This is a genomic window from Pseudomonas sp. A125 (genome assembly GCF_055409485.1).
The window spans coordinates 139,691-163,344 of sequence record NZ_JBUZVP010000017.1; the positions used below are offsets into that span (position 1 = coordinate 139,691).

Here is a 23,654-nt window from a genome sequence, read left to right on the forward strand (position 1 = left end):
TTTCTATCGACTGACACACCGCTATCGCAGGCAAGCCAGCTCCCACATGTATGGCATTTCTTCTGAGCTATTGCGGTGTCCGGGCCGGCAATAGCTTCAACGTACTACGGGTATTCGCCGTCACTTCCTCATCATTGAAGTGCGCCTGCTCATACCCGCCCTCGATATACGTCTGCGCCTGATCAGAGTAGTGCTTGTCGAACGGCACACCACTCTGCCCGACCGGGTTGATGGTCAGCGCATGGGCCGCGTCGGCGAAGTCGATCAGGCGCCGGGTCGATGGGCCGTACGTCACCGGCCACGGCGCCGGGCCGATCTGTGCGGATTGGTTGTTGGGCACTTCATGGCTGCCGGGAGCGGCAAACGGGCCGACGTTGACGATTTTGTCCAACGGCTTCTGCGAGCCCAGCGGGTGGCCGTGGGTCAGGGTGTGGGCCTTGCCCCATTGCCACTGCGTCGGGTCGTCGCCGAAGGTCGCCTTGAGGTGTTGCAGGCTGTTGTCCCAAGCGAGCTTGACGGTGTCGGCGCGGTGGCCGTCCCACCATGGAGAATCCGGTGAGGCGCTCAGGCGTGGCAACGCGGCGTCCACCACGCGGGTGGTGAGCAATGTCTTGAACATCGCATCCCCCAGCTTTGGGTGAAACGCCGCATCGGTGAGGTTGAACAGGAACTGGTTGAACAGCGTGGCAGTGGTGGAGTCGAGCGGGTAATCGCCTTTCCACGCAGCCAACTGCTCTACCAGTTTCAACTGTGCCGGGTCCTTGACCACTTCACGCAGCACCGGCAGCAGTGGCGCCAACAGCCGTGGGCCGTAGGCGGTAGTGGTGCCCAGCTGCAAGGCCTGGCTGTTGTCCACGTCCCATTTCACGCGGTTGTCGCTCAATTGCGCGTTCAACTGCTGGCCACGGTCGGCCAGGTTGTAATAACCCGGGATCGGCATGCCGGTGGGTGACGCCGGCTGGGCATTGGCGGACACCACATAGCCCCGCGCCGGGTTTTCTTCCTGGGGGTTGGCGCTGAACGGGTAGAAGCCGAGTTTGTCCGCCTGGGCCGTGCTGCCGTCGAGGATAAAGCCCGGGTTGACCCCGGCCGGGCGGATCGGCAATTGCGCCGCCGCCCACCAGCCGATATCGCCCTTGGCATTCGCCCATACGATGTTCAAGCCCGGCGCCTGCACCTTGGCCGCTGCGGCACGGGCCTTGGCCAGGGTGTCGGCGCGGTTGAGCTGGTAGAAGCCGTCGAGGATCGGGTTGTCGGTGTTGAGGAAGGCCCACCACATGGCAATCGGCGTCTTGCCGGCATTCTCGCCGAGCACGTCATTGATGATCGGGCCGTGGGGCGAGGAGCGCAGGGTGAGGGTGACCGGGTCCTGGCCCTTGACCGCAATCTGCTGCTCGCTGCTGGTCATGTCTACCCACTTGTCGTGGTACCAGACCTGGTTGGGGTTGGCCGGGTTGACCTTCTCGGCGATCAGGTCGAGGTCATCGTTCTGGAACATGGTCAGGCTCCAGCCGAAATCCTTGTTGTGGCCCAGGAACGCCACCGGTACCAGCGCATTGTGATAACCGTAAAGCTCGAAGCCCGGCGCCGACAACTGCGCCTCGTACCACACCGACGGCACCGAGAAGCGAATATGCGGGTCACCCGCCAGCAGCGGTTTGCCGCTCTTGGTGCGGCTGCCGCTGATGGCCCAGGCGTTGCTGCCTTCGAACTGTGGCAGGCCGTTCTCGGCCAGGGCCTGTTCGCTCAACTGAGCGATGGCGCCGAGGTCTTTCCAGTCGCCGGCGGCCAGGTTAAGGGCGCCCTTGGGTTGCCAGTCGAGGTCGAACACTTTCAGGTAATCGTTGCCCAATTGATCGCGTACGTACGTCAGCAAGGGTTCGGTACGAAACGCGGCGGCAAAGCTGTAGGCCAGGTAGCCGGCGACGCTGATGGTGTCTTCGGGGGTAAACGGGCGCTTGGGAATGCCCAGTACGTCGAACTCCATGGGGCTGGCGTGGCTGTCCTGATACTGGTTCACGCCGTCCAGGTAGGCTTGCAGGGCTTTCCAGGGCGCGGACTCATGGTCCATGTGCTCCACGTAGCTCAAGGCCCGTTCGCGAATGCGCAGGCTGCGGAACAGTTTGTCGGTCTCCAGCAGCTTGGGGCCCAGCACTTCGGCCAGCTCGCCACGGGACAGGCGCCGCATGATCTCCATCTGGAACAGCCGGTCCTGGGCGTGCACATAGCCAAGGGCGCGGTACAGGTCGGCCTCGTTTTCAGCACGGATATGCGGCACGCCACGGTCGTCATAGCGCACAGTGACCGAGCCTTGCAGGTGCGCCAGCGCCACGGTGCCCTGGCGGATCGGCTGCTTGCTGTAGACATACCATCCGGCGCCAAGGGCGACCAGCACGATGAGAGCCGCGAGGACCTGCAAGACGCGCTTCATGACGATTCCTTACGATGAGTGGGGCCGCGAACTACAAGCCTTTTGGCCACGAACAATAGCAGCCCACCGCCAGGGTGTGGGTCGCGTTGACTTGGCGCCCGTCTTCGAGAGCCCGCAGGATAGGTTCGATAAAGCTGTTGCTCGAATTACACGTCAGCCCTTCGCTGTACGGCCCGAAATAGGCGAGCTTGCCGCTGCGGTCCCAAATGCCCACGGCGGGGCTGGCGGGCACGTGTTCGGCGCCGGGCAGGCTTTGGATGGGTTTCATCGCGCCCAGGCTGGCGGGTAACTGGCCGTGGCTCCCGGGCTTTTGCAACGAATAGAACTCCACGCCTTGAGGTGCGTAATGCTCGATCAGTTCTGAAAGGTGTTGCTGGTTGCCGACATTGCATGGGCAGGCCGGGTCCCAAAAGTGCACCAGCCGAATATGGCCAGGCCCGGCCAGCTCGGCGGGCAGGCTCAGGGTGTCGCCGGAAAACACTGCCGTATGCTCACTGAACGCCCGCAGGTAGCGACCCTGGAACCAGTCATATGCCGCCCAAAGCACGCCGGCGCAAATGATCACGATCAGGCTGGCGAAGAGGGTGGTGCGGTAGGGCTGTCGCATGTGGATCAATCCTCGGAGGACGCGTAGCTTGCCATGCTTGCCCTGACAGATGAATATCGCGGCTCGATATTCATCTGTTCAATGCGTTGAAGCCACAGTCTGGAAGTTCTTATGCCCGTTACGTTTGACCCTGATCATCTACGCGAAAGCCTGCGGCCCCTGTTGGACGCGCAGCCGCTTTCTGCCGAGGCCCGGGTCTACCAGCGCTTCTATGGCCTGGACCTGCCCGCCCGCAAGGTGGCGGCCGTAAGCCGCCTGGGGCGCTGCGCGGTGGGCGGGTTCGATGTGGTCTGCCAGGTGTGGTGGCCGCCAGTGCCGGTGGCGACGATGTTCCTGTTCCATGGTTTCTACGATCATATGGGCTTGTACCGCAACGCCGTGGACTGGGCGCTGGACCAGGGCTTTGTGGTAATCGCCTGCGACTTGCCGGGCCATGGGTTGTCCAGTGGCGAGCGGGCCAGCATTGATGACTTTGCGGTGTACCAGGATGTGGTGCAGGCATTATTCGAGCAGGCCAGGGCGTTGCAGTTGCCGCAGCCATGGCACTTGTTCGGGCAAAGCACGGGCGGTGCGATTGTGGTGGACCACCTGCTTAACCACGGTGCCGACAGCCCGGCCCAGGGCAAGACCTTCCTGCTCTCCCCGTTGGTGCGGCCCCGGGCGTGGGGCTGGTCGCAGCTCAGTTATTACCTGCTCAAGCCTTTCGTCAAAGGCATCGCCCGGCGCTTCAGCGATAACACCAACGACCCGCAGTTCAAGCCGTTCCTGGAGGCCGACCCGCTGCAGCCACGGCAACTGCCGACCGCCTGGGTGGGCGCGTTGGCGCGCTGGATCAAACGCATCGAAGCGGCGCCACGCAGCACGCGGCGGCCGTTGATCGTGCAGGGCGAGGAGGACATGACGGTAGACTGGCAGCACAACCTGAAGGTGCTGCGCAGCAAGTTCGACCAGCCGCAGGTTTTGATGCTGCCGCGCGGCAGGCATCATTTGGCGAATGAGATTCCGGAGATTCGGCAGGTGTACTTCAAGTTTCTAAGTGATCACCTGTAGGCGCGAGCTTGCTCGCGAAAACCAGAGAGCACCGCTGATCCCCGCGTGATCGTTGACGACCATCGCGAGCAAGCTTGCGCCTACAGGCTGATCACGGCGCCAGGCTTGAGGTGCTTTGGCCGACGGCCAAGCCGGCGCGAATCGCCGCCAGTGCCGCCTTGTAGTAAGCCTTGCCATCGGGCGACTCTGCGAAGGTGGCGAATTCTTCCAGCTCCGGGTCGGACAAGTCCCGGTAGACGTACAGCAATGTGTTGTTCAAATCATTGCCAATCTGCTGCATCAAACGCTCGCGCTGGCCGTTCAACATGCCTTGTGCCTGGCCGCCGCCCAACAGGCCGGGGATCATCTGGCTCAAGCTGTCGGCCGCCACGCCGGCGATGGCCAGGCTGACTTCCGCCCCGGCTTCCCGCGCAGGCAGTGCCTGCGCCAAGTGGCCGATGATCAGGCTGCGGGTGGCACCGGCTTCGATGTGTGGCAAGCCCTGGGCATTCTTCGCCAGTTGATCGCGGCGGGTGGCCAGCAATTCGGCGGCGACAATCTTGCGGCCAAGGGGCGATTGGAAGAACGCCAGGGCCGGCTTCGGGTCTGCCAGGTTCTTGCGCAGCTGCGCTTCGGCGCGCTGGTCTACCGACTGCGGTGCGAAGCGTTTATTGCTGTTGTCCACCAGCGCCTGATACACCGCTGGCGGCAAGCTGTTGCGGTAGCGTTGCTGGGCGGCACTGAGGGCGTCATTAAAATGCGCGCGCTGGTCTGCCCAGCCGGCGACCTTGTACAACTGGTCATGGCCGTCTGCCCACGCGGGCAAAACGCAGAACATCAGCAAGGAAAAAAGCAAACGACGCATATGGACTCCTGTCAGTCGGCCACTATTGTCCGTGTCGGGCGTAGGATTTGTCGAGAAATCCTATTGGTCACCTGACTAAAGTGTATTCAGACGCTCGGCGGCGCTGTCGGATTCGCAGGCGTATGGATACTATGCGCGCCATGCCCATACCCTCCGATCACCCGCTGCTGTTACGCATTGTCGATGACTTGGCCGCACAAGGCTGGTCGCAGCAGAATATCTTCCTGCCCGAGGCTCTGACCCTGGAACTGGCGGCTGAGTGCCATAAACGCGCCGCCGAAGGTGAATTGGCGCCGGCAGCCGTCGGACGTGGGCCGTCCCAGGAGATTCGCGAGGGCATTCGCGGTGACCATATCCAGTGGCTGGAGCCGGGCGAAGTGGTCGCCTGCGACAACTATCTGGAGCTGATGGACAGCCTGCGAGTGGCGATGAACCGGGGGCTGTTCCTGGGGCTGGAAGACTTCGAAAGCCACTTCGCCATGTACCCGCCGGGGGCGTTTTACCTCAGGCATGTGGACCGCTTTCGTGATGACGACCGGCGCATGGTGTCGGCGGTGATCTATTTGAACGATGCGTGGCTGCCAGAGCATGGTGGCCAGTTGCGCATGTACCTCAAGGGCGACGTCGAATACGATGTGGTGCCCACCGGCGGTTGCCTGGTGGTGTTCCTGTCGGGGGAGATCCCCCATGAAGTCATGCCTGCCACACGCGAACGCCTGTCCCTTACCGGCTGGTTTCGCCGGCGGGGTAACGAGCCGTTTTGATCATGCAAAAGATTCTGGTCAGCCGCTGCCTGCTGGGCCACCGGGTACGCTACGACGCAGGGGCCAGCGGGCCTTTCGACCAACTGACCGCGTGGCAGGCCGAAGGGCGGGTGGTTGCTGTGTGCCCGGAAGTGGCGGGTGGTTTGCCGACGCCGCGCCCGTCTGCCGAGATCCCGGGCGGGCAGGGGATCGATGTTTGGGAGGGCCGAGCCCAGGTGCTGACGGCCCAGGGGGAAGACTTCAGCGAGGCCTTCCTCGATGGCGCCCACCAGGCGCTGGCGTTGGTGCAGCGCCACCACATCCGTATCGCCGTGCTCAAGGCCAACAGCCCGTCCTGCGGCAACCTGCTGACCTATGACGGCACGTTTACCGGCGTGAAGGTGACCGGCGAAGGTGTGACGGCAGCGTTGCTCAAGCGCCATGGGGTGCTGGTGTTCAGTGAGCTGGAGTTGCCCGAAGCGGCGGCTGCCCTGGCAAAACTCTCTAGCCCGACATAGATCAAAATGTGCGAGCTGGCTTGCCTGCGATAGCGGTGTATCAGCCTACATTTTTGGTGCTGACCCACCGCTATCGCAGGCAAGCCAGCTCCTACATTGACCGGGTCGGTTATCCGGCCTTGGCCACCGGCTTGCTCGCATCCATCCCGAACCACTTCTCCGACAGCGCCGTCAGCCGGCCATCGGCCTTCACCCGTTGCAGGGCCTTGTCCAGGCTGGCCTTGAACGCCGGGTTACCCTTTTGGAACGGGATCGCCAGGCTCAACGTCGGGCCCACATCTGCGCCGCCCTTCACCGGTAACTCGCTGTCACGAATCGCGTAGGGAATCAGCAGCCGGTCACTGATGGCCGCATCAATTTGTTGGTCGGCGACGTCCTTGATCGGCTGTTTGGCATCGGCGTAGCTGCGCAAATCAACGCCTTCGGCGGTGCGTGCCTGCTCCACAAACTGGCTGCCTTGGGCCACGCCCAATGCCTTGCCCTTGAGCGCTGCAAAACTGCCCAGCGGGCGTTGTTCCTGTTTGCGCACGATCAGCTGTGCGCTGGAGTAGCTGTAGGGCTCGCTGAAGTCGAAACGATCCGCCAGTTCAGGAGTCATAGCGATATGGTTGATGGCCACGTCGTATTTGGCGCTTTCCACGCCCGCCAGCAACTCGGCGGCATCGACGGTGATAAAGGAGGGGCGTACGTCCATTTCCTTGGCCAGCAGTTCGCCCAGCTCTACTTCAAAGCCGGTGAGTTTGTCGCCTTGCTTGAAGTTGAAAGGTGGGGTGTTAGCTTGCATGGCGATACGCAGTTCCCCGCGGTCAAACACATCGTCGATCAGATCGGCATGGGCCAGGGGGCTCACAAGGGGCAGTAAAAGTAACAGGCCAGGCAGGAAACGCATGGTCTCTCCTAAAGAATTCGAATGAGCGAGGCGCCGTTCAGGCTCGCTTTGCTATGGTGTTGAGTGCCTTGGACAGCAATTTGTCGCGAAGTTGTCATAACCCTACAGATTTCACAGAAAAACTGGAGAAGTGAATGAAAGCCTTTTTGACCCGTGCAACCCTGGCCAGCCTCTTGCTGGGCGCTTCGATGTTGGCAACCGCCGCCGATGGCATCCCGCGTAGCGCGCCACCTGAAGGTGCCAAGGTGTTTATCGTGTCGCCGAAAGATGGCGCTACCGTCGATAAAACCTTCACCGTGAAATTCGGCATGGAAGGCCTGAAACTGGCCCCGGCCACCAGCCAGGATCCGGGCACCGGCCACCACCACCTGCTGATCGACCAGAAAGCCCTGCCGGACGCCAGCGTGCCGATCCCGGCCACCGACACCGTGATTCACTACGGCAAGGCCCAGACCGAAACCGAGCTGACCCTCACCCCAGGCAAGCACACGCTGCAACTGGTAGCCGGCGACAAACTGCACATGCAGTTCAACCCGACTGTAGCGTCAAAAGTCATTACGGTTAACGTGAAGTAAGATTTGTTCAGACAAAAAAAGGGAGACCCGAGGGTCTCCCTTTTTTGTGCACGCCTGAACGATTAGAACAACACGCGGCTACGGATAGTGCCGTTGATGTGTTGCAGCTTCTCTTGCGCCAGGTCCGAATACTCGGCGTCTACGTCGATAACCACGTAGCCGACTTTCTCGTTGGTCTGCAGGAACTGACCGGAAATGTTGATGCCGTTTTCCGCGAAGACCTTGTTGATCTCCATCATCACGCCAGGGATGTTCTGGTGGATGTGCAGCAGACGGTGCTTGCCAGGGTGAGCCGGCAGCGCCACTTCCGGGAAGTTGACCGAGGACACCGACGTACCGTTGTCGCTGTACTTGACCAGTTTCTCCGACACTTCCAGGCCGATGTTGGCTTGGGCTTCAGCGGTGGAACCGCCGATGTGCGGGGTCAAGATCACGTTGTCCAGGCCACGCAGCGGGCTTTCGAAGATGTCGTCGTTAGAGCGCGGCTCTACCGGGAACACGTCGATTGCAGCGCCGATCAGGTGCTTGTCCTTGATCGCGTCGGCCAAAGCGTCCAGCTCGACCACGGTGCCGCGTGCGGCGTTGATCAGGATCCCGCCCTTCTTGATGGCGCGGATTTCCTTCTCGCCGATCATCCACTGGGTTTCAGCGGTTTCCGGTACGTGCAGGGTCACGATGTCGGACATGCCCAGCAGCTCGGTCAGGCTCGACACCTGAGTGGCGTTGCCCAACGGCAGCTTGGTCAGGGTGTCGTAGAAGAACACCTGCATGCCAAGGCCTTCGGCCAATACCGACAGTTGAGTGCCGATCGAGCCGTAACCGACGATACCCAGCTTCTTGCCGCGGATTTCGAAGGAGTTGGCTGCGCTCTTGATCCAGCCGCCACGGTGGCAGGAAGCGTTCTTCTCGGGAATACCGCGCAACAACAGGATCGCCTCGGCCAGCACCAACTCAGCGACGGAGCGGGTGTTGGAGTACGGTGCGTTGAACACCGCAATGCCGCGCTCGCGCGCTGCGTTGAGGTCGACCTGGTTGGTGCCGATGCAGAAACAGCCCACAGCCACCAACTTCTTGGCGTGATCGAAGATCTCTTCGGTCAGCTGAGTGCGGGAGCGAATGCCGATAAAGTGCGCGTCGGCGATCTTTTCCTTGAGCTGGGCTTCCGGCAGAGAACTGGTGATGTACTCAATGCTGGTGTACCCGGCGGCCTTCAGGACTTCGACGGCCGATGGGTGGACGCCTTCCAGAAGAAGGAACTTGATCTTGCTCTTATCGAGAGAAGTCTTGCTCATCTGCGTAAACCTGTATCCCGGAGAAAAATGGCAGGGAATCGAGCAGCGCAAGCTGACCCGGACGGCAGGAAAGCCGTCACCGCAGAACGCCCTTGGGCACTATCCTGCGGGGGCGGTATGCTAGCATACGTGCCCCGCTAAACACCCATTCCTGCGACGTGAAGCGTTCTCAGGATGACCATGAATTGTTCGAGAGTTCTGTCGATGACCCATCCTGCCCTGATTGATGAGCTGAAGACCCTGGTTGAGCCTGGCAAGGTCCTGACCGATGCTGACTCCCTTGAGGCTTATGGCAAGGACTGGACCAAGCATTTCGCCCCGGCTCCGGTGGCCATCGTCTTTCCGAAGACCACCGAGCAGGTGCAGGCCATCGTCCGTTGGGCCAATGAGCACAAGGTCGCGCTGGTGCCGTCCGGTGGCCGTACTGGCTTGTCGGCCGCCGCAGTGGCCGCTAATGGCGAAGTGGTGGTGTCGTTCGACTATATGAACCAGATCCTCGACGTGAACCTTACCGACCGCACCGCCGTGTGCCAGCCGGGCGTGGTCACCAAGCAATTGCAGAACGTCGCCGAAGAAAAAGGCCTGTACTACCCGGTGGATTTCGCCTCTTCCGGTTCCAGCCAGATTGGCGGCAATATCGGCACCAATGCCGGCGGGATCAAAGTGATTCGCTACGGCATGACCCGCAACTGGGTAGCCGGCATGAAAGTCGTTACCGGCAAGGGCGACTTGCTGGAACTGAACAAAGACCTGATCAAGAACGCCACCGGCTACGACATGCGCCAGCTGTTTATCGGCGCTGAAGGCACCCTGGGTTTTGTGGTCGAAGCCACCATGCGCCTGGACCGTGCGCCGAAGAACCTCACCGCGATGGTGCTCGGCACCACCGACTTCGACTCGATCATGCCGGTGCTGCACGCTTTCCAGAGCAAGCTGGACCTGACCGCCTTCGAGTTCTTCTCCGACAAGGCCCTGGCCAAAGTCCTCGGGCGTGGCGACGTGCCGGCGCCGTTCGAATCCGACTGCCCGTTCTACGCGCTGCTGGAATTTGAAGCGACCACCGAAGAAGTGGCCAACGATGCCCTGGCCACCTTTGAACACTGCGTGGAGCAGGGCTGGGTGCTGGACGGCGTGATGAGCCAGAGCGAAACCCAACTGCACAACCTGTGGAAGCTGCGCGAGTACATCTCCGAGACCATCTCCCACTGGACGCCATACAAGAACGACATTTCGGTGACTGTGTCGAAAGTACCGGCCTTCCTGAAGGAAATCGACGCGATCGTCGGCGAACACTACCCGGACTTCGAAATTGTCTGGTTTGGCCACATCGGCGACGGCAACCTGCACTTGAACATCCTCAAGCCGGAAAACCTGAGCAAGGACGAGTTCTTCGCCAAGTGCGCCACCGTCAGCAAGTGGGTATTCGAGACCGTGCAGAAGTACAACGGCTCGATCTCCGCCGAACACGGCGTGGGCATGACCAAGCGCGATTACCTGACCTACAGCCGTTCGCCGGTTGAAATTGAATACATGAAGGCAGTGAAGGCGGTGTTCGACCCTAACGGGATCATGAACCCGGGCAAGATTTTCGCTGTTTAACAGTCCCTGAAGGAGTCGGTCCATGAGCTACCAGCACAAGTATGTCGACGGCACCAATATTCACTTTCCCCTGGGGAAAGTGGTGTGCATCGGGCGTAACTACGCCGAACACGCCAAGGAACTGGATAACCCGGTACCTACCGAGCCGCTGCTGTTTATCAAGCCAGGCAGTTGCGTGGTGGCGCTGGAAGGCGGTTTCGCCATCCCTACCGAGCGCGGTTCAGTGCACTACGAAGCGGAAATCGCGGTGTTGATCGGCAAGCCGTTGTCGACCAAGCCGAGCCGCGAGGAAGTGCTGGACGCCATCTCCGGCTTCGCACCGGCCCTGGATTTGACCCTGCGGGACAAACAGGCCGAGCTGAAAGCCAAGGGCTTGCCGTGGGAAATCGCCAAGTCGTTTGATGGCGCCGCGGTGATTGCACCGTTCGTGGTCGGCAGCACCTTCGCGGACGTGACCGACATCGGCATCCGCCTGACCATCAATGGCGAAGTTCGCCAGGACGGCAACAGCGCGATCATGCTCAACCCGATCATCCCGATGATCCAGTACATGGCCGGCTGCTTCTCGCTGCAGGCCGGGGATGTGATCCTCACCGGCACACCGGCCGGCGTGGGCCCGCTGAATGTGGGTGATGAACTGGTGCTGGAACTGCCGGGTGTGAGCCGCTTCGAAAGCAGCGTGCGCTAAATACCTGGTGAAACGCGGTCAAAAATGTGGGAGCGGGCTTGCCCGCGATAACGGTGTGTCAGTCGCCTTAGATGTTGACTGACCCGCCGCCATCGCGGGCAAGCCCGGCTCCCACATTGTTTTGTGTTTGTCTGGAAACATCGGTTTTTGCATTTTTTTCACACCCCATCCGGATAATCTCCAGCTTGCTGCGCGCGGGCGTTTTGATCCTGTGCTATCACCTAAAGCTGACTTTCTGGAAAGCGTAATGGCCGTGCCTCTCCCTTCCGTAAAACCCACGCTGCGTTCGCGCTTTGCCATGCGCTGGTATTCCTGGCTGTTCCTGGCCGGCGCGATCATCTATGGCGTTGCCTGGGCGATGCACTGGGACGACCGTGGCTTGCTGTGGGTGGCTGAGGGCTTTGAAACGCCGACCGAGCGCCTGGGAAGCGTGTGGCTTCCGGATTACCACGCGGTGATCGACGCCAAACTGCTGCCCGGCATGGAGAAGGACGAAGCGTCGGACCTGACCTATAACCCACAGACCAAGACCCTGTTCTCGGTCATGGGCAAGAATCCGTTCCTGGTTGAGCTGACGCTGCAAGGCGACGTGCTGCGCAAGATGCCGCTCAACGGCTGGAACAACCCCGAAGGCGTGACCATGATGGAAAACGGCCTGATGGCCGTGGTCGATGAGCGCCAGCACAGCCTGACCATCGTCAAGGTCGACCCGCAGACCCAGCAGTTGAACAAGGCCGACTTCCGGTCTTATGACCTGGGCCCGTCCAAAGACCAGAACAAAGCCTTTGAAGCGGTCACCTGGGACAGGCGCAATCAACAGCTGATCCTCGGCGAAGAGCGGCCACCGGCTTTGTTTACCTGGAAAAGCGACGGCAGCCAGATCCTCACGGGCGACAAGCAAAAGCTCGCCAATACCGAGCTGGACATGCGTAACCTCTCGGCGCTGACCGTCGACCCGCGCACCGGCCATCTGCTGGCGCTGTCGGCTGACTCCCATCTGCTGCTGGAACTGGACGAGAAGGGCGAGCAGGTCAGCTTCATGACCTTGCTCGGCGGCTTCAACGGCTTGAAGCGCACCATTCCGCGTGCCGAAGGCGTGACCATGGACGAGCACGGCACGCTGTACATGGTCAGTGAGCCGAACCTGTTCTATCGCTTCGAGAAGCAGGCGCAATAGTTCGATTACGTCAGATTTCTCTCTATCTGCGGCATCCGCCAGACACCCGGGGCGTTTAAGTTTAAATTCAGGCGACCGTGATATTCATTCGCCAGTTTTTACCTGAGCCCCGCCCCGATGCGTCGACTTGCCCGCCCCAAACCTGCTTTTTTCATCCTGATCCTGCTCGCCCTGGTGGCGTGCGGCGTGGTTGCCCAGCAATTTCGTCTGTTCGAGCGTGCCTGGTTCAACTGGCAGTCGTGGCGCCATCCTGCCGATGAGCGCTCGATTGGCCTGGGAGACTACCGGGTGGCGCTGGAAGCGCAGGTGATCGATGGCCTCAACAATGATGTCTCGGCCCTGACCTTTGATCCGGTGCGCAACAGTCTGTTTACCGTGACCAACAAGAATGCCGAACTGGTGGAACTGTCCCTGGACGGCAAGATCCTGCGGCGCATCGCGCTGGTGGGCTTTGGCGATGCCGAGGCGGTTGAATACATCAGCGACAACACCTACGTCATCAGCGATGAGGGGCAGCAACGGCTGATCAAGGTCCATGTGGATGACGACACCCGGTTCCTGGACGCGGCGGATGCCGAGCAAATGACCCTCGGTGTGCACCTGGGCGGCAACAAGGGGTTCGAAGGCCTGGCCTATGACTCGGTGGGCAAGCGCCTGTTTGTGGCCAAGGAGCGCGACCCGATGCTGATCTACGAGGTGCATGGATTTCCCCACTTCAAGCCGGAGAAAACTTATTCGGTGCACGTGATCAACAACCCCAAGCGCGATGCCGGGCTGTTTGTGCGCGACCTGTCGAGCCTGCAATACGACGAGCGCAGCGGCCATTTGCTGGCGCTGTCGGATGAGTCATTCCTGGTGCTGGAGCTGGACATCGACGGTCGCCCCTTGAGCAGTTTGTCTTTGCTCAAGGGCCGCCATGGCCTGAAGCAGCGGGTGCCTCAGGCCGAAGGGATCGCCATGGACAACGACGGCACGTTGTACCTGGTCAGTGAGCCGAACTTGTTCTATGTGTTCAAGAAATGAACCCGATCCCAGCCATGGCGAGGATCGAATGTGGGCGCTGGCTTGCCTGCGATGCAGGCGACGCGGTCTTTCAGTAGTTCCGGGGCGATGCCATCGCAGGCAAGCCAGCTCCCACACTGGATCTGTGGTGCTTTTATGCCTTGAGGGTTTTCACGCCTTCCGGGGTGCCCAGCAGCAGTACGTCAGCCGGGCGGGCGGCGAACAGGCCGTTGGTGACTACGCCGACGATGGCGTTGATCTGACGCTCCAGCTCCACCGGGTTGGTGATCTGCATGTTGAACACGTCGATGATGATGTTGCCGTTGTCGGTCAACACACCTTCGCGATACACCGGGTCGCCGCCCAGTTTCACCAGCTCGCGGGCCACGTGGCTGCGGGCCATCGGGATCACTTCCACCGGCAGCGGGAAAGCACCGAGTACCGGCACCAGTTTGCTGGCGTCGGCGATGCAGATGAAGGTCTTGGCCACGGCCGCGACGATTTTCTCGCGGGTCAGGGCTGCGCCGCCGCCCTTGATCAGGTTCAGGTGCGCGTCGCTTTCATCGGCGCCGTCGACATAGAACTCCAGGTCGCTGACGGTGTTCAGCTCGTACACCGGAATGCCGTGGCCTTTTAGCCGTGCAGCAGTGGCTTCGGAACTGGCGACCGCGCCGTCGAACGCGCCCTTGTGCAAGGCCAGCGCATCGATAAAGCAATTGGCGGTGGAGCCGGTGCCAACACCGACGATGCTTTTGTCGTCGAGCTTGGGAAGGATTAAATCGACGGCGGCCTGGGCCACTGCCTGTTTGAGTTGATCCTGGGTCATGCGGGCTCCGGAACGGGCGGGGAGTAAAGAGGGGCGCGAGTATAACCCAACAAAACCTCGGTTTTCGTGTGGTCGCCCGGCCAAACGCTGGGTTAGACTCCTTGGCCCTGCCCAACCCGCTCAGTGATGCTTTCCGATGCTTGAACAGTACGTCAAAAAGATCCTCACCTCGCGCGTTTACGACGTTGCCGTAGAAACCCCGCTGCAGACCGCCCGCCAGCTCTCCGAGCGCCTCGGCAACAAGGTCTGGCTCAAGCGCGAAGACTTGCAGCCGGTGTTCTCGTTCAAGATTCGCGGCGCCTACAACAAGCTGACCCAGCTCACCGCTGAAGAGCGTGCGCGCGGCGTGGTCACCGCCTCGGCGGGCAACCACGCCCAGGGCCTGGCCCTGGCGGCCAAGGTGCTGGGGGTCAAGGCCACCATCGTGATGCCCAAGACCACGCCCGAGATCAAGGTCGAAGGCGTGCGCTCCCGGGGCGGCAAAGTGGTGCTGCACGGGGATTCGTTCCCGGAGGCGTTGGCGTATTCGCTGAAGCTGGTCGACGAAAAAGGCTACGTCTATATTCACCCCTACGATGATCCGCACACCATTGCCGGGCAGGGCACCGTGGCGATGGAAATTCTGCGCCAGCACCCGGGGCCGCTGGACGCGATTTTCGTCCCGGTGGGCGGTGGTGGCCTGATCGCTGGTATCGCGGCGTACGTGAAGTACCTGCGGCCCGAGATCAAGATCATTGGCGTCGAGCCAGACGACTCCAACTGCCTGCAAGCCGCTATGGCGGCGGGCGAGCGCGTGGTATTGCCGACTGTGGGCCTCTTCGCCGATGGCGTAGCGGTGGCGCAGATCGGCCAGCACACCTTCGACATCTGCAAGGACTACGTGGATGAAGTGATCACCGTCAGCACCGATGAAATCTGCGCGGCGATCAAGGACATCTACGACGACACCCGCTCCATCACAGAACCTGCTGGCGCCTTGGGCGTGGCCGGGATCAAGAAGTACGTCGAGACCCGTGGCATCACCGGGCAAACCCTGGTGGCGATTGATTCCGGGGCCAACGTCAACTTTGACCGCCTGCGCCATGTGGCCGAGCGCGCCGAGCTGGGTGAAGGCCGCGAAGCCATCATCGCGGTGACCATTCCCGAGAAGCCGGGCAGCTTCAAGGCCTTCTGCGAAGCCGTGGGCAAGCGCCAGATCACCGAATTCAACTACCGCTACCACTCCGGCCGCGAGGCGCACATTTTTGTCGGCGTGCAGACCCACCCGGAAAACGACCCGCGCAGCGCACTGATTGCCAGCCTCACCAGCCAGGGTTTTCCGGTGCTGGACCTGACGGAAAACGAACTGGCCAAGCTGCACATCCGCCATATGGTGGGTGGGCACGCGGCGCACGTCAGCGACGAAGTGGTGTTCCGTTTCGAGTTCCCGGAACGTCCGGGGGCGCTGTTCAACTTCCTCAACAAATTGGGCGGGCGCTGGAACATCTCGATGTTCCACTATCGCAACCACGGCGCCGCCGACGGGCGCGTGGTGGCGGGCCTGCAAGTGCCGGCGGACGAGCGTCACCTGGTGCCGGCGGCGCTGCAGGCCATTGGCTACCCGTACTGGGATGAAAGTGATAACCCGGCCTACCAGCTGTTCCTCGGTTGAGCGACTACGCTGACTGGGCGGCCTTCAAGGAATCGAGAACATGGAAACGCTGACCACCCTTAAAGTGATCCACATCGCGGCCACGGTGTTGCTGCTACTCAGCGGCATCGCGCTGGCGGTGCTGGCCTGGCGCAAACGCAGCGCGGGGCCGGCCTATACCGTGCAGCGCCCGTGGGTGTTTGTGTGGTTGTTGATGGGGATTTGCGTGGTGAGCATGCCGTTCACCGGCTGGTGGCTGGTGCACTTGATCGGCTGGCCGCTGGGGCAAACCTGGATCCTGGGCTCCAGCGTGATCTACACCGTGGCGGCGCTGTGCTGGTTCTGGCTGGTGGTGCGGCTTAACCGGCTACGGTTGGGCGGGGCGGGGAGTGTGAACTTCACCGTGGCGCTGGCGGTGGTGAGCCTGGTGGGGTTTGTGGCGATTGCCGGGTTGATGGGTGCCAAACCGGTTTAAGGCTTGAGACCGAGTTGCCTTCATCGCGGGCAAGCCCGGCTCCCACATTGGGCTGTGTTCACAAATCAAAATGTGTGAATACATTCAAGTGTGGGAGCTGGCTTGCCTGCGATGGCGTCATCAGCCGCGCAGGCTAATCACCGGCCAGCCACGCTTCTCGGCCTCAGCCCGCAGATTCGGATCCGGATCCACCGCCACTGCATGCGCTACCTGCTCCAGCAATGGCAGGTCATTCATCGAGTCGCTATAGAAGTAGCTGTCCTCCAGGCTATACCCGGTCTCTTCCAGCCAACGATTCAAGCGCGTCACCTTGCCCTCGCGAAAGCACGGGATATCCGTACTGCGCCCGGTGTAACGGCCACCTTGCATCTCGCATTCGGTGGCAATCAGGGTTTCAACCCCCAGCCGCTCGGCAATTGGCGCGGTCACAAAGCGGTTGGTCGCGGTAATGATGACCAACTTATCACCCGCCGCACGGTGCCTGGCCAGCAGCTCAACCGCCTGGGGCAGCATGATTGGCTCAATGCAGTCGCGCATGTAGTCGCGGTGCCATTCATCCAGCTGGGCCATCTCGGTGCGGCCGAGGATTTCCAGGCAGAAGTTCAGGTATTCGGCGTTATCCAGCTTGCCGGCCAGGTAATCCTGGTAAAACTCATCGTTGCGGGCCTTGTAGGCCACCGCGTCGAGAATCCCGCGTTCACAGAGGTAATCGCCCCAGGCGTGATCGCTGTCACCCCCCAAAAGCGTGTTGTCCAAGTCGAATAAAGCCAGGCGCATTGCAGTTACTCGCTGAAAAGTCTGTAAAAAGGCGTCCAGAATACGGTCTTTTCACTAGAGTGCACATAAGGTAAGCAGCCTCGTTGCCGCTGTATCAATCTTTGTGGAACAATGCGGTGACATGCGTTTGCGAGGTTGTTGCCGTGATCGACCCCGATGGTTTCCGTCCTAATGTCGGGATTATTCTTACGAATGATGCCGGACAGGTGCTATGGGCTCGCCGTATCAACCAAGATGCCTGGCAGTTTCCTCAAGGCGGAATCAACCCCGACGAAACCCCTGAAGACGCCTTGTACCGTGAGTTGAACGAAGAAGTAGGCCTGGAACGTGAAGATGTGCAAATTCTGGCCTGTACCCGAGGCTGGTTGCGCTATCGTTTGCCGCAACGTCTGGTGCGTACCCACAGCCAACCGCTGTGCATCGGCCAGAAACAGAAATGGTTTCTCCTGCGCCTGATCTCCAACGAGCAGCGGGTGCGGATGGATTTGACCGGTAAACCGGAGTTCGATGGCTGGCGCTGGGTCAGTTATTGGTATCCGTTGGGCCAGGTGGTGACATTCAAGCGCGAGGTTTATCGTCGCGCTCTTAAAGAGCTTGCCCCGCGCCTTTTAGCGCGCGACTGACGACGGAGTTCGACCCCGAGCCATGCTCAATACGCTGCGCAAGATCGTCCAGGAAGTTAACTCCGCCAAGGATCTCAAGGCGGCGTTGGGGATTATTGTGTTGCGCGTCAGGGAAGCCATGGGCAGCCAGGTCTGCTCGGTTTACCTGCTGGACCCCGAGACCAACCGTTTTGTCCTGATGGCCACCGAGGGCCTGAACAAGCGCTCTATCGGCAAGGTCAGCATGGCGCCCAATGAAGGTCTGGTGGGCCTGGTGGGGACGCGTGAAGAACCCCTGAACCTCGAAAACGCGGCCGATCACCCGCGTTATCGCTACTTTGCCGAAACCGGCGAAGAGCGCTATGCCTCGTTCCTCGGTGCACCGATCATTCACCACCGCCGCGTTGTCGGCGTGTTGGTCATCCAGCAAAAAGAACGCCGCCAGTTCGACGAAGGTGAAGAAGCCTTCCTCGTGACCATGAGCGCGCAGCTCGCCGGGGTTATCGCCCACGCCGAGGCCACGGGCTCGATTCGTGGCCTGGGGCGCCAGGGCAAGGGCATCCAGGAAGCCAAGTTCGTCGGTGTGCCGGGCTCGCCAGGGGCTGCCGTCGGTACCGCCGTGGTCATGCTGCCGCCCGCCGACCTGGACGTGGTGCCGGACAAGACCGTCACCGACATCGACGCTGAAATCATCCTGTTCAAGACCGCCCTCGAGGGCGTGCGCAATGACATGCGCACCCTGTCGACCAAGCTGGCCACCCAGCTGCGGCCTGAAGAGCGGGCGTTGTTCGACGTGTACCTGATGATGCTCGACGACGCGTCCCTGGGCAGCGAAGTCAAAGACGTGATCAAGACCGGCCAGTGGGCCCAGGGCGCCCTGCGCCAAGTGGTCACCGATCACGTCAACCGCTTTGAATTGATGGACGACGCCTACCTGCGCGAACGCGCCTCGGACGTCAAAGACCTCGGTCGCCGTCTGCTGGCCTACCTGCAGGAAGAGCGCTCGACCACGCTGGTGTACCCCGACAACACCATCCTGATCAGTGAAGAACTGACCGCCACCATGCTTGGCGAAGTGCCGGAAGGCAAACTGGTGGGCCTGGTCTCGGTATTGGGCTCGGGCAACTCCCACGTCGCGATCCTGGCCCGGGCCATGGGCATCCCGACGGTGATGGGCCTGGTGGACCTGCCGTATTCCAAGGTCGACGGCATCGAAATGATCGTCGACGGCTACCACGGCGAGGTCTACACCAACCCCAGCGAATTGCTGCGCAAGCAATACGCCGAAGTGGTGGAAGAAGAACGCCAGCTGTCCCAGGGCCTCGACGCCCTGCGCGAACTGCCGTGCGTGACCCTCGACGGCCATCGCGTGCCGCTGTTGGTGAACACCGGCCTGCTGGCGGACGTGGCGCGTGCGCAACAGCGCGGCGCCGAAGGTGTAGGGCTGTACCGCACCGAAGTGCCGTTCATGATCAACCAGCGTTTTCCGAGTGAGAAGGAGCAGCTGGCGATTTATCGCGAGCAACTGTCCGCCTTCCATCCGTTACCAGTGACCATGCGCAGCCTGGACATTGGCGGCGATAAGTCACTGTCGTATTTCCCGATCAAGGAAGACAACCCCTTCCTTGGCTGGCGCGGTATTCGCGTGACCCTCGACCACCCTGAAATCTTCCTCGTCCAGACCCGCGCCATGCTCAAGGCCAGCGAAGGCCTGAACAACCTGCGCATCCTGCTGCCGATGATCTCCGGCACCCACGAGCTGGAAGAAGCCCTGCACCTGATCCACCGGGCCTGGGGCGAAGTGCGCGATGAAGGCGCCGACGTGCCGATGCCGCCGATTGGCGTGATGATCGAGATTCCGGCGGCGGTGTACCAGGCCAAAGAGCTGGCGCGGCAGGTGGACTTCCTGTCGGTGGGCTCCAACGACCTGACCCAGTACCTGCTGGCCGTGGACCGCAACAACCCGCGGGTGGCCGACCTCTACGACTACCTGCACCCGGCGGTGCTGCAAGCCTTGCAGAACGTGGTGCGCGACGCCCATGCCGAAGGCAAGCAAGTGAGTATCTGCGGCGAGATGGCCGGTGACCCGGCGGCGGCAGTGCTGTTGATGGCGATGGGCTTTGACAGCCTGTCGATGAACGCCACCAACTTGCCAAAAGTGAAATGGATGCTGCGCCAGATCAACCTGAGCCGGGCCAAGGAACTGCTGGCGGAGTTGATGACCATCGACAACCCGCAAGTTATCCACAGCTCGCTGCAATTGGCGCTGAAGAACCTTGGGTTGGCGCGGATGATCAACCCGGCGTCTGCAAAAACCTTATAGAGGGGTGATGCGTACGTAGCAGCTGTCGAGCCTTGGCGAGGCTGCGTTAGCGGTGTGCCTGACACACCGCGGACGCAGCCTCGCCAAGGCTCGACAGCTGCTACGTGAGTAATTAGACCTTCAGTTCCACCTCGCCCAGCCTGCCGCCATGGGGCCCAAAACTGCGCTCCACGATATGCCGTGTGCCGTCGGCATTCACAATCAGCGCCGTGCTGGCCCGCGTCCCGTAGCTGGGGCTGGCAATAAACACGCTCGACAACAGACTCTCTGTCGCCAAGCCCACGCCGGTATCCGGCAGGTCGGCAAACGGCGCGGTCTGCGGGTCGCTCAAAATCCGCAGCAAGGCGTCAGGCTGGGGGTTTTCCAGCACTTGCTCGAGCGCCGCCCTGGCCTTCAGCAATTTTGGCCACGGCGTATCCAACCCCGCATTGGATAACCCGTAAACCCCGGCTTCCAGTCGCGTCGGTGCCGACTCATTGGCGTTGTAATGCCACAGCTCATCCCGCGTACCCACCAGCAGGTTAAACCCGGCATATTCAATTGACCTGCCGTTAACGTCGGCCAAATAGTCGTCAATCGGCAACGAACCACTGAGAAAGCGCGCCACCAACTCGCCCCGCGACTTGCGTGCCGGCGGCTGGTGCGGGTCACGAATATTGGTCAGCGCCGCAAAGCGCCCATCCGCCCCGACGCCCAGCCAGGTCCCACCCGCTTCCTGGTCCCTTCCTGCGTAAACATGGGGCACATCCAGCCACTGGGCCAACGGCAGACTGGGCCGTGCATAAAACTCATCGCGGTTGGCCGCGAGGATCAGCGGCTGGGCATGGCCCGGCCGCCAGGCGAAAACAATCAGGCACATAAGGCGATCCCTTTGTGTTTTTGCCCACTCTACCCATAGAACCCTGTGCTTTGCATCCGTTAACATGCCGGTCTGTTTTCGAGGGCTCCCATGGAATTTCTGCTGTATTTACTGCTGGGTTCCTGCGCGGGCATGCTCGCCGGGCTGTTTGGCGTGGGCGGCGGGATCATTATTGTGCCGGTGCTGGTGTTCAGTTTTACCTTGCAGGGCTTTGATCCCTCGGTGCTGACCCACCTCGCTGTCGGCACGTCCCTGGCGTCTATTATTTTCACGTCGGTTAATGCGGTGCGCGAGCATCACCGGCGAGGCGCGGTGCGCTGGCCGATCTTTGTGTGGATGGCCGTGGGCATCCTGATGGGCGCGGGCGTCGGTGCACTGACCGCCGAAGCGATCTCCGGGCCGCATTTGCAGAAGATCATCGGTGTGTTTGCCCTGGTGATCGCCCTGCAGATGACCCTGGAGCTCAAGCCCAAGGCCAGCCGCCAGGTACCGGGCAAACTCGGCCTGACCCTGGCGGGCAGTGTGATTGGCTGGTCTTCGGCAATTTTCGGCACCGGCGGCGGTTCGTTGACCGTGCCGTTCCTGACCTGGCGCAGCGTGCCGATGCAGCAGGCGGTGGCCACTTCGTCGGCCTGTGGCTTGCCGATCGCCCTGGCCAGTGCGCTAAGTTTCATGATTTTGGGCTGGCATGATCCGCTGCTGCCCGATCATAGTCTCGGTTTTGTGTATTTGCCGGCACTGCTGGGCATTGCCCTGACCAGTATGGTGGCGGCCCGTTTCGGCGCGCGACTGGCGCACCGGTTGTCGCCGCGCTTGCTCAAGCGGCTGTTCGCCGGGCTGCTGTTTTGCGTAGGGCTGAATTTTTTGCTGTAACGCAGGCTTAATCGCGCACCGGCATGGTCCGATGCGCCATGACTATTGATTTAACGAGGAGTCGCAATGCTGCCTTACCCGCAGATCAACCCGGTGGCCGTGGCCATCGGTCCGCTGCAAATCCACTGGTACGGGTTGATGTACCTGATCGGCATCGGCGGTGCCTGGTTTCTGGCTTCCCGGCGCCTGAACCGTTTCGACCCGACCTGGACCAAGGAGAAACTCTCCGACATGGTGTTCTGGATGTCGATGGGAGTCATCGTCGGCGGACGCCTGGGGTATGTGCTGTTCTACGACCTGCCAGCCTACATTGCCAACCCGACGCTGATCTTCGAGGTGTGGAAGGGCGGCATGGCGTTCCACGGCGGGTTTGTGGGCGTGATGATCGCTGCCTGGTGGTTTGGCCGGCGTAACGGCAAGTCGTTCTTCCAACTGATGGACTTTGTCGCACCGTTTGTGCCGATTGGCCTGGGTGCCGGGCGCATCGGTAACTTTATCAACGCCGAATTGTGGGGCAAGCCGAGCGACGTGCCGTGGGCTATGGTGTTCCCGCCGTTCAGCGACCCGGCGCAATTGCCGCGCCACCCGTCGCAGCTCTACCAGTTCGCCCTGGAAGGCGTGGCGCTGTTCCTGATCCTCTATATCTTCTCGCGCAAGCCACGCCCAACCATGGCGGTGTCGGGCATGTTCGCGTTGTTCTACGGGATCTTCCGCTTTATCGTCGAGTTCGTGCGGGTGCCGGATGCGCAACTGGGCTACCTGGCGTGGGGCTGGGTGACCATGGGTCAGATTCTCAGCCTGCCGATGATCATCGCCGGCCTGGGCCTGCTGTGGTGGGCTTACAATCGCCCGCAAGGCATCAAGAACACCGCGCTTTAAATTCGAACGCCGGGTCCCGAGGGTCCCGGCTTCAACGATACAGGTATACACATGAAGCAATATCTCGAACTACTGAACGATGTCGTGACCAATGGACTGACCAAGGGCGATCGCACCGGCACCGGCACCAAGGCCGTGTTTGCCCGTCAGTTTCGGCATAGCTTGGCCGACGGCTTTCCGCTGCTGACCACCAAGAAGCTTCACTTCAAAAGCATCGCCAACGAATTGATCTGGATGTTGAGCGGCAACACCAACATCAAGTGGCTGAATGAAAACGGGGTAAAGATCTGGGACGAGTGGGCCACCGAAGACGGCGACCTGGGTCCGGTCTACGGCGAGCAGTGGACGGCCTGGCCGACCAAGGACGGCGGCAAGATCAACCAGATCGACTACATGGTCGAGACGTTGAAGACCAACCCCAACAGCCGCCGCATCCTGTTCCATGGCTGGAATGTCGAGTACCTGCCGGACGAGACCAAAAGCCCGCAGCAGAACGCCCGCGACGGCAAGCAGGCGCTGCCGCCGTGCCACCTGCTGTACCAGGCTTTCGTGCACGACGGTCACCTGTCGATGCAGTTGTACATCCGCAGCTCCGATGTATTCCTCGGCCTGCCGTACAACACCGCGGCCCTGGCGCTGCTGACCCATATGCTGGCCCAGCAATGCGACCTGATCCCCCACGAAATCATCGTGACCACGGGCGACACTCACGCCTACAGCAACCATATGGAACAGATCCAGACCCAGCTGGCGCGCACGCCGAAGAAGCTGCCGGAACTGGTGATCAAGCGTAAGCCCGAGTCGATCTACGATTACACATTCGAAGACTTTGAAATCGTGGGCTATGACGCTGACCCGAGCATCAAGGCTGACGTAGCGATCTGAGACCGCAGTGCCTGCATCGCAGGCAAGCCAGCTCCCACAGTTAAAATGCATTCCCCTGTGGGAGCGGGCAGCGCAGTGTCTGCATCGCAGGCAAGCCAGCTCCCACAGTT

23 protein-coding genes are annotated in these 23,654 nt (G+C 61.2%); 15 read left to right on the forward strand and 8 right to left on the reverse strand.

The genetic code is table 11. The annotated features are described in order from the left end of the window. Positions 1-67: 67 nt before the first annotated feature. Together ACZRN6_RS22675 and ACZRN6_RS22680 are read right to left on the reverse strand one after the other, a co-directional pair. Positions 68-2,431, reverse strand: a complete 2,364-nt coding sequence (locus ACZRN6_RS22675) for a penicillin acylase family protein (protein WP_322148201.1) — start codon at positions 2,429-2,431, stop codon at positions 68-70. 31 nt (positions 2,432-2,462) lie between these two features. Further along, positions 2,463-3,038 (reverse strand): DUF6436 domain-containing protein, encoded by a 576-nt coding sequence (locus ACZRN6_RS22680; RefSeq protein WP_322148200.1) that lies wholly within the window; start codon positions 3,036-3,038, stop codon positions 2,463-2,465. A gap of 111 nt (positions 3,039-3,149) precedes the next feature. Between ACZRN6_RS22680 and bipL the strand changes: the two genes are divergently transcribed. Beyond that, entirely contained in the window at positions 3,150-4,088 is a 939-nt protein-coding gene (gene bipL / locus ACZRN6_RS22685; protein ID WP_322148199.1) for a phospholipase BipL, read from the forward strand. Between the two features lie 91 nt (positions 4,089-4,179). Here the strand turns inward: bipL and ACZRN6_RS22690 are convergent, their stop codons facing one another. After that, positions 4,180-4,932 carry a DUF2059 domain-containing protein gene (locus tag ACZRN6_RS22690; protein WP_322148198.1) on the reverse strand — a complete coding sequence of 251 codons (753 nt, stop codon included), beginning with the start codon at positions 4,930-4,932 and terminating at the stop codon, positions 4,180-4,182. 131 nt (positions 4,933-5,063) lie between these two features. Here ACZRN6_RS22690 and ACZRN6_RS22695 point away from each other — a divergent pair, with 131 nt between their 5' ends. Beyond that, the gene (locus ACZRN6_RS22695; protein ID WP_322148769.1) at positions 5,064-5,696 is read left to right on the forward strand and encodes a 2OG-Fe(II) oxygenase; all 633 of its coding nucleotides are present in this window, start codon (positions 5,064-5,066) and stop codon (positions 5,694-5,696) included. 2 nt (positions 5,697-5,698) lie between these two features. After that, positions 5,699-6,193, forward strand: a complete 495-nt coding sequence (locus ACZRN6_RS22700) for a 2-thiouracil desulfurase family protein (protein ID WP_322148197.1) — start codon at positions 5,699-5,701, stop codon at positions 6,191-6,193. Between the two features lie 109 nt (positions 6,194-6,302). On the opposite strand, the gene ACZRN6_RS22705 is transcribed toward ACZRN6_RS22700, so the two are convergent. Then, positions 6,303-7,082: a transporter substrate-binding domain-containing protein gene (locus ACZRN6_RS22705; RefSeq protein WP_322148196.1), complete on the reverse strand. Its 780-nt coding sequence runs from the start codon at positions 7,080-7,082 to the stop codon at positions 6,303-6,305. Between the two features lie 134 nt (positions 7,083-7,216). Between ACZRN6_RS22705 and ACZRN6_RS22710 the strand changes: the two genes are divergently transcribed. Continuing rightward, positions 7,217-7,657, forward strand: a complete 441-nt coding sequence (locus ACZRN6_RS22710) for a DUF4399 domain-containing protein (RefSeq protein ID WP_063026439.1) — start codon at positions 7,217-7,219, stop codon at positions 7,655-7,657. Positions 7,658-7,719: 62 nt separating this feature from the next. Here ACZRN6_RS22710 and serA read toward each other — a convergent pair whose 3' ends face one another. Next, positions 7,720-8,949, reverse strand: a complete 1,230-nt coding sequence (gene serA / locus ACZRN6_RS22715; RefSeq protein WP_003213846.1) for a phosphoglycerate dehydrogenase — start codon at positions 8,947-8,949, stop codon at positions 7,720-7,722. Positions 8,950-9,153: 204 nt separating this feature from the next. On the opposite strand from serA, the gene ACZRN6_RS22720 reads away from it, so the two are divergent. The 4 genes from ACZRN6_RS22720 to ACZRN6_RS22735 all read left to right on the forward strand — a co-directional run bounded on the left by ACZRN6_RS22720 (position 9,154) and on the right by ACZRN6_RS22735 (position 13,436). Continuing rightward, on the forward strand, positions 9,154-10,548 hold the full coding sequence (locus ACZRN6_RS22720; RefSeq protein ID WP_464008878.1) for an FAD-binding oxidoreductase: 1,395 nt from the start codon (positions 9,154-9,156) through the stop codon (positions 10,546-10,548). 22 nt (positions 10,549-10,570) lie between these two features. Then, entirely contained in the window at positions 10,571-11,236 is a 666-nt protein-coding gene (locus ACZRN6_RS22725; protein WP_464008879.1) for a fumarylacetoacetate hydrolase family protein, read from the forward strand. A 247-nt stretch (positions 11,237-11,483) separates the two neighbouring features. Beyond that, the gene (locus ACZRN6_RS22730) at positions 11,484-12,413 is read left to right on the forward strand and encodes an SdiA-regulated domain-containing protein (protein ID WP_464008880.1); all 930 of its coding nucleotides are present in this window, start codon (positions 11,484-11,486) and stop codon (positions 12,411-12,413) included. Between the two features lie 117 nt (positions 12,414-12,530). Next, entirely contained in the window at positions 12,531-13,436 is a 906-nt protein-coding gene (locus ACZRN6_RS22735) for an SdiA-regulated domain-containing protein (protein ID WP_464008881.1), read from the forward strand. Between the two features lie 133 nt (positions 13,437-13,569). Here the strand turns inward: ACZRN6_RS22735 and rpiA are convergent, their stop codons facing one another. After that, positions 13,570-14,241 (reverse strand): ribose-5-phosphate isomerase RpiA, encoded by a 672-nt coding sequence (rpiA, locus tag ACZRN6_RS22740; protein ID WP_008438935.1) that lies wholly within the window; start codon positions 14,239-14,241, stop codon positions 13,570-13,572. A gap of 136 nt (positions 14,242-14,377) precedes the next feature. On the opposite strand from rpiA, the gene ilvA reads away from it, so the two are divergent. Next, entirely contained in the window at positions 14,378-15,892 is a 1,515-nt protein-coding gene (gene ilvA / locus ACZRN6_RS22745) for a threonine ammonia-lyase, biosynthetic (RefSeq protein ID WP_322148191.1), read from the forward strand. 40 nt (positions 15,893-15,932) lie between these two features. Then, positions 15,933-16,346 (forward strand): DUF2269 family protein, encoded by a 414-nt coding sequence (locus ACZRN6_RS22750; RefSeq protein WP_464008882.1) that lies wholly within the window; start codon positions 15,933-15,935, stop codon positions 16,344-16,346. A gap of 120 nt (positions 16,347-16,466) precedes the next feature. Here ACZRN6_RS22750 and ACZRN6_RS22755 read toward each other — a convergent pair whose 3' ends face one another. Further along, positions 16,467-17,123: a histidinol-phosphatase gene (locus ACZRN6_RS22755; RefSeq protein ID WP_322148188.1), complete on the reverse strand. Its 657-nt coding sequence runs from the start codon at positions 17,121-17,123 to the stop codon at positions 16,467-16,469. Positions 17,124-17,266: 143 nt separating this feature from the next. Here ACZRN6_RS22755 and ACZRN6_RS22760 point away from each other — a divergent pair, with 143 nt between their 5' ends. Both ACZRN6_RS22760 and ptsP read left to right on the forward strand, forming a co-directional pair. Next, entirely contained in the window at positions 17,267-17,746 is a 480-nt protein-coding gene (locus tag ACZRN6_RS22760; protein WP_003176750.1) for an RNA pyrophosphohydrolase, read from the forward strand. Positions 17,747-17,768: 22 nt separating this feature from the next. Continuing rightward, on the forward strand, positions 17,769-20,048 hold the full coding sequence (gene ptsP / locus ACZRN6_RS22765; protein ID WP_322148178.1) for a phosphoenolpyruvate--protein phosphotransferase: 2,280 nt from the start codon (positions 17,769-17,771) through the stop codon (positions 20,046-20,048). A gap of 112 nt (positions 20,049-20,160) precedes the next feature. On the opposite strand, the gene ACZRN6_RS22770 is transcribed toward ptsP, so the two are convergent. Continuing rightward, a complete protein-coding gene (locus ACZRN6_RS22770) occupies positions 20,161-20,907 on the reverse strand; it encodes an NRDE family protein (RefSeq protein ID WP_322148176.1) in 747 nt (248 codons plus the stop codon). Between the two features lie 90 nt (positions 20,908-20,997). On the opposite strand from ACZRN6_RS22770, the gene ACZRN6_RS22775 reads away from it, so the two are divergent. The 3 genes from ACZRN6_RS22775 to ACZRN6_RS22785 all read left to right on the forward strand — a co-directional run bounded on the left by ACZRN6_RS22775 (position 20,998) and on the right by ACZRN6_RS22785 (position 23,544). Next, positions 20,998-21,780: a sulfite exporter TauE/SafE family protein gene (locus ACZRN6_RS22775; RefSeq protein WP_464008883.1), complete on the forward strand. Its 783-nt coding sequence runs from the start codon at positions 20,998-21,000 to the stop codon at positions 21,778-21,780. Between the two features lie 66 nt (positions 21,781-21,846). After that, positions 21,847-22,659 carry a prolipoprotein diacylglyceryl transferase gene (gene lgt, locus ACZRN6_RS22780; RefSeq protein WP_464008884.1) on the forward strand — a complete coding sequence of 271 codons (813 nt, stop codon included), beginning with the start codon at positions 21,847-21,849 and terminating at the stop codon, positions 22,657-22,659. A 51-nt stretch (positions 22,660-22,710) separates the two neighbouring features. Continuing rightward, positions 22,711-23,544: a thymidylate synthase gene (locus tag ACZRN6_RS22785; RefSeq protein ID WP_464008885.1), complete on the forward strand. Its 834-nt coding sequence runs from the start codon at positions 22,711-22,713 to the stop codon at positions 23,542-23,544. Positions 23,545-23,654: the final 110 nt, after the last annotated feature.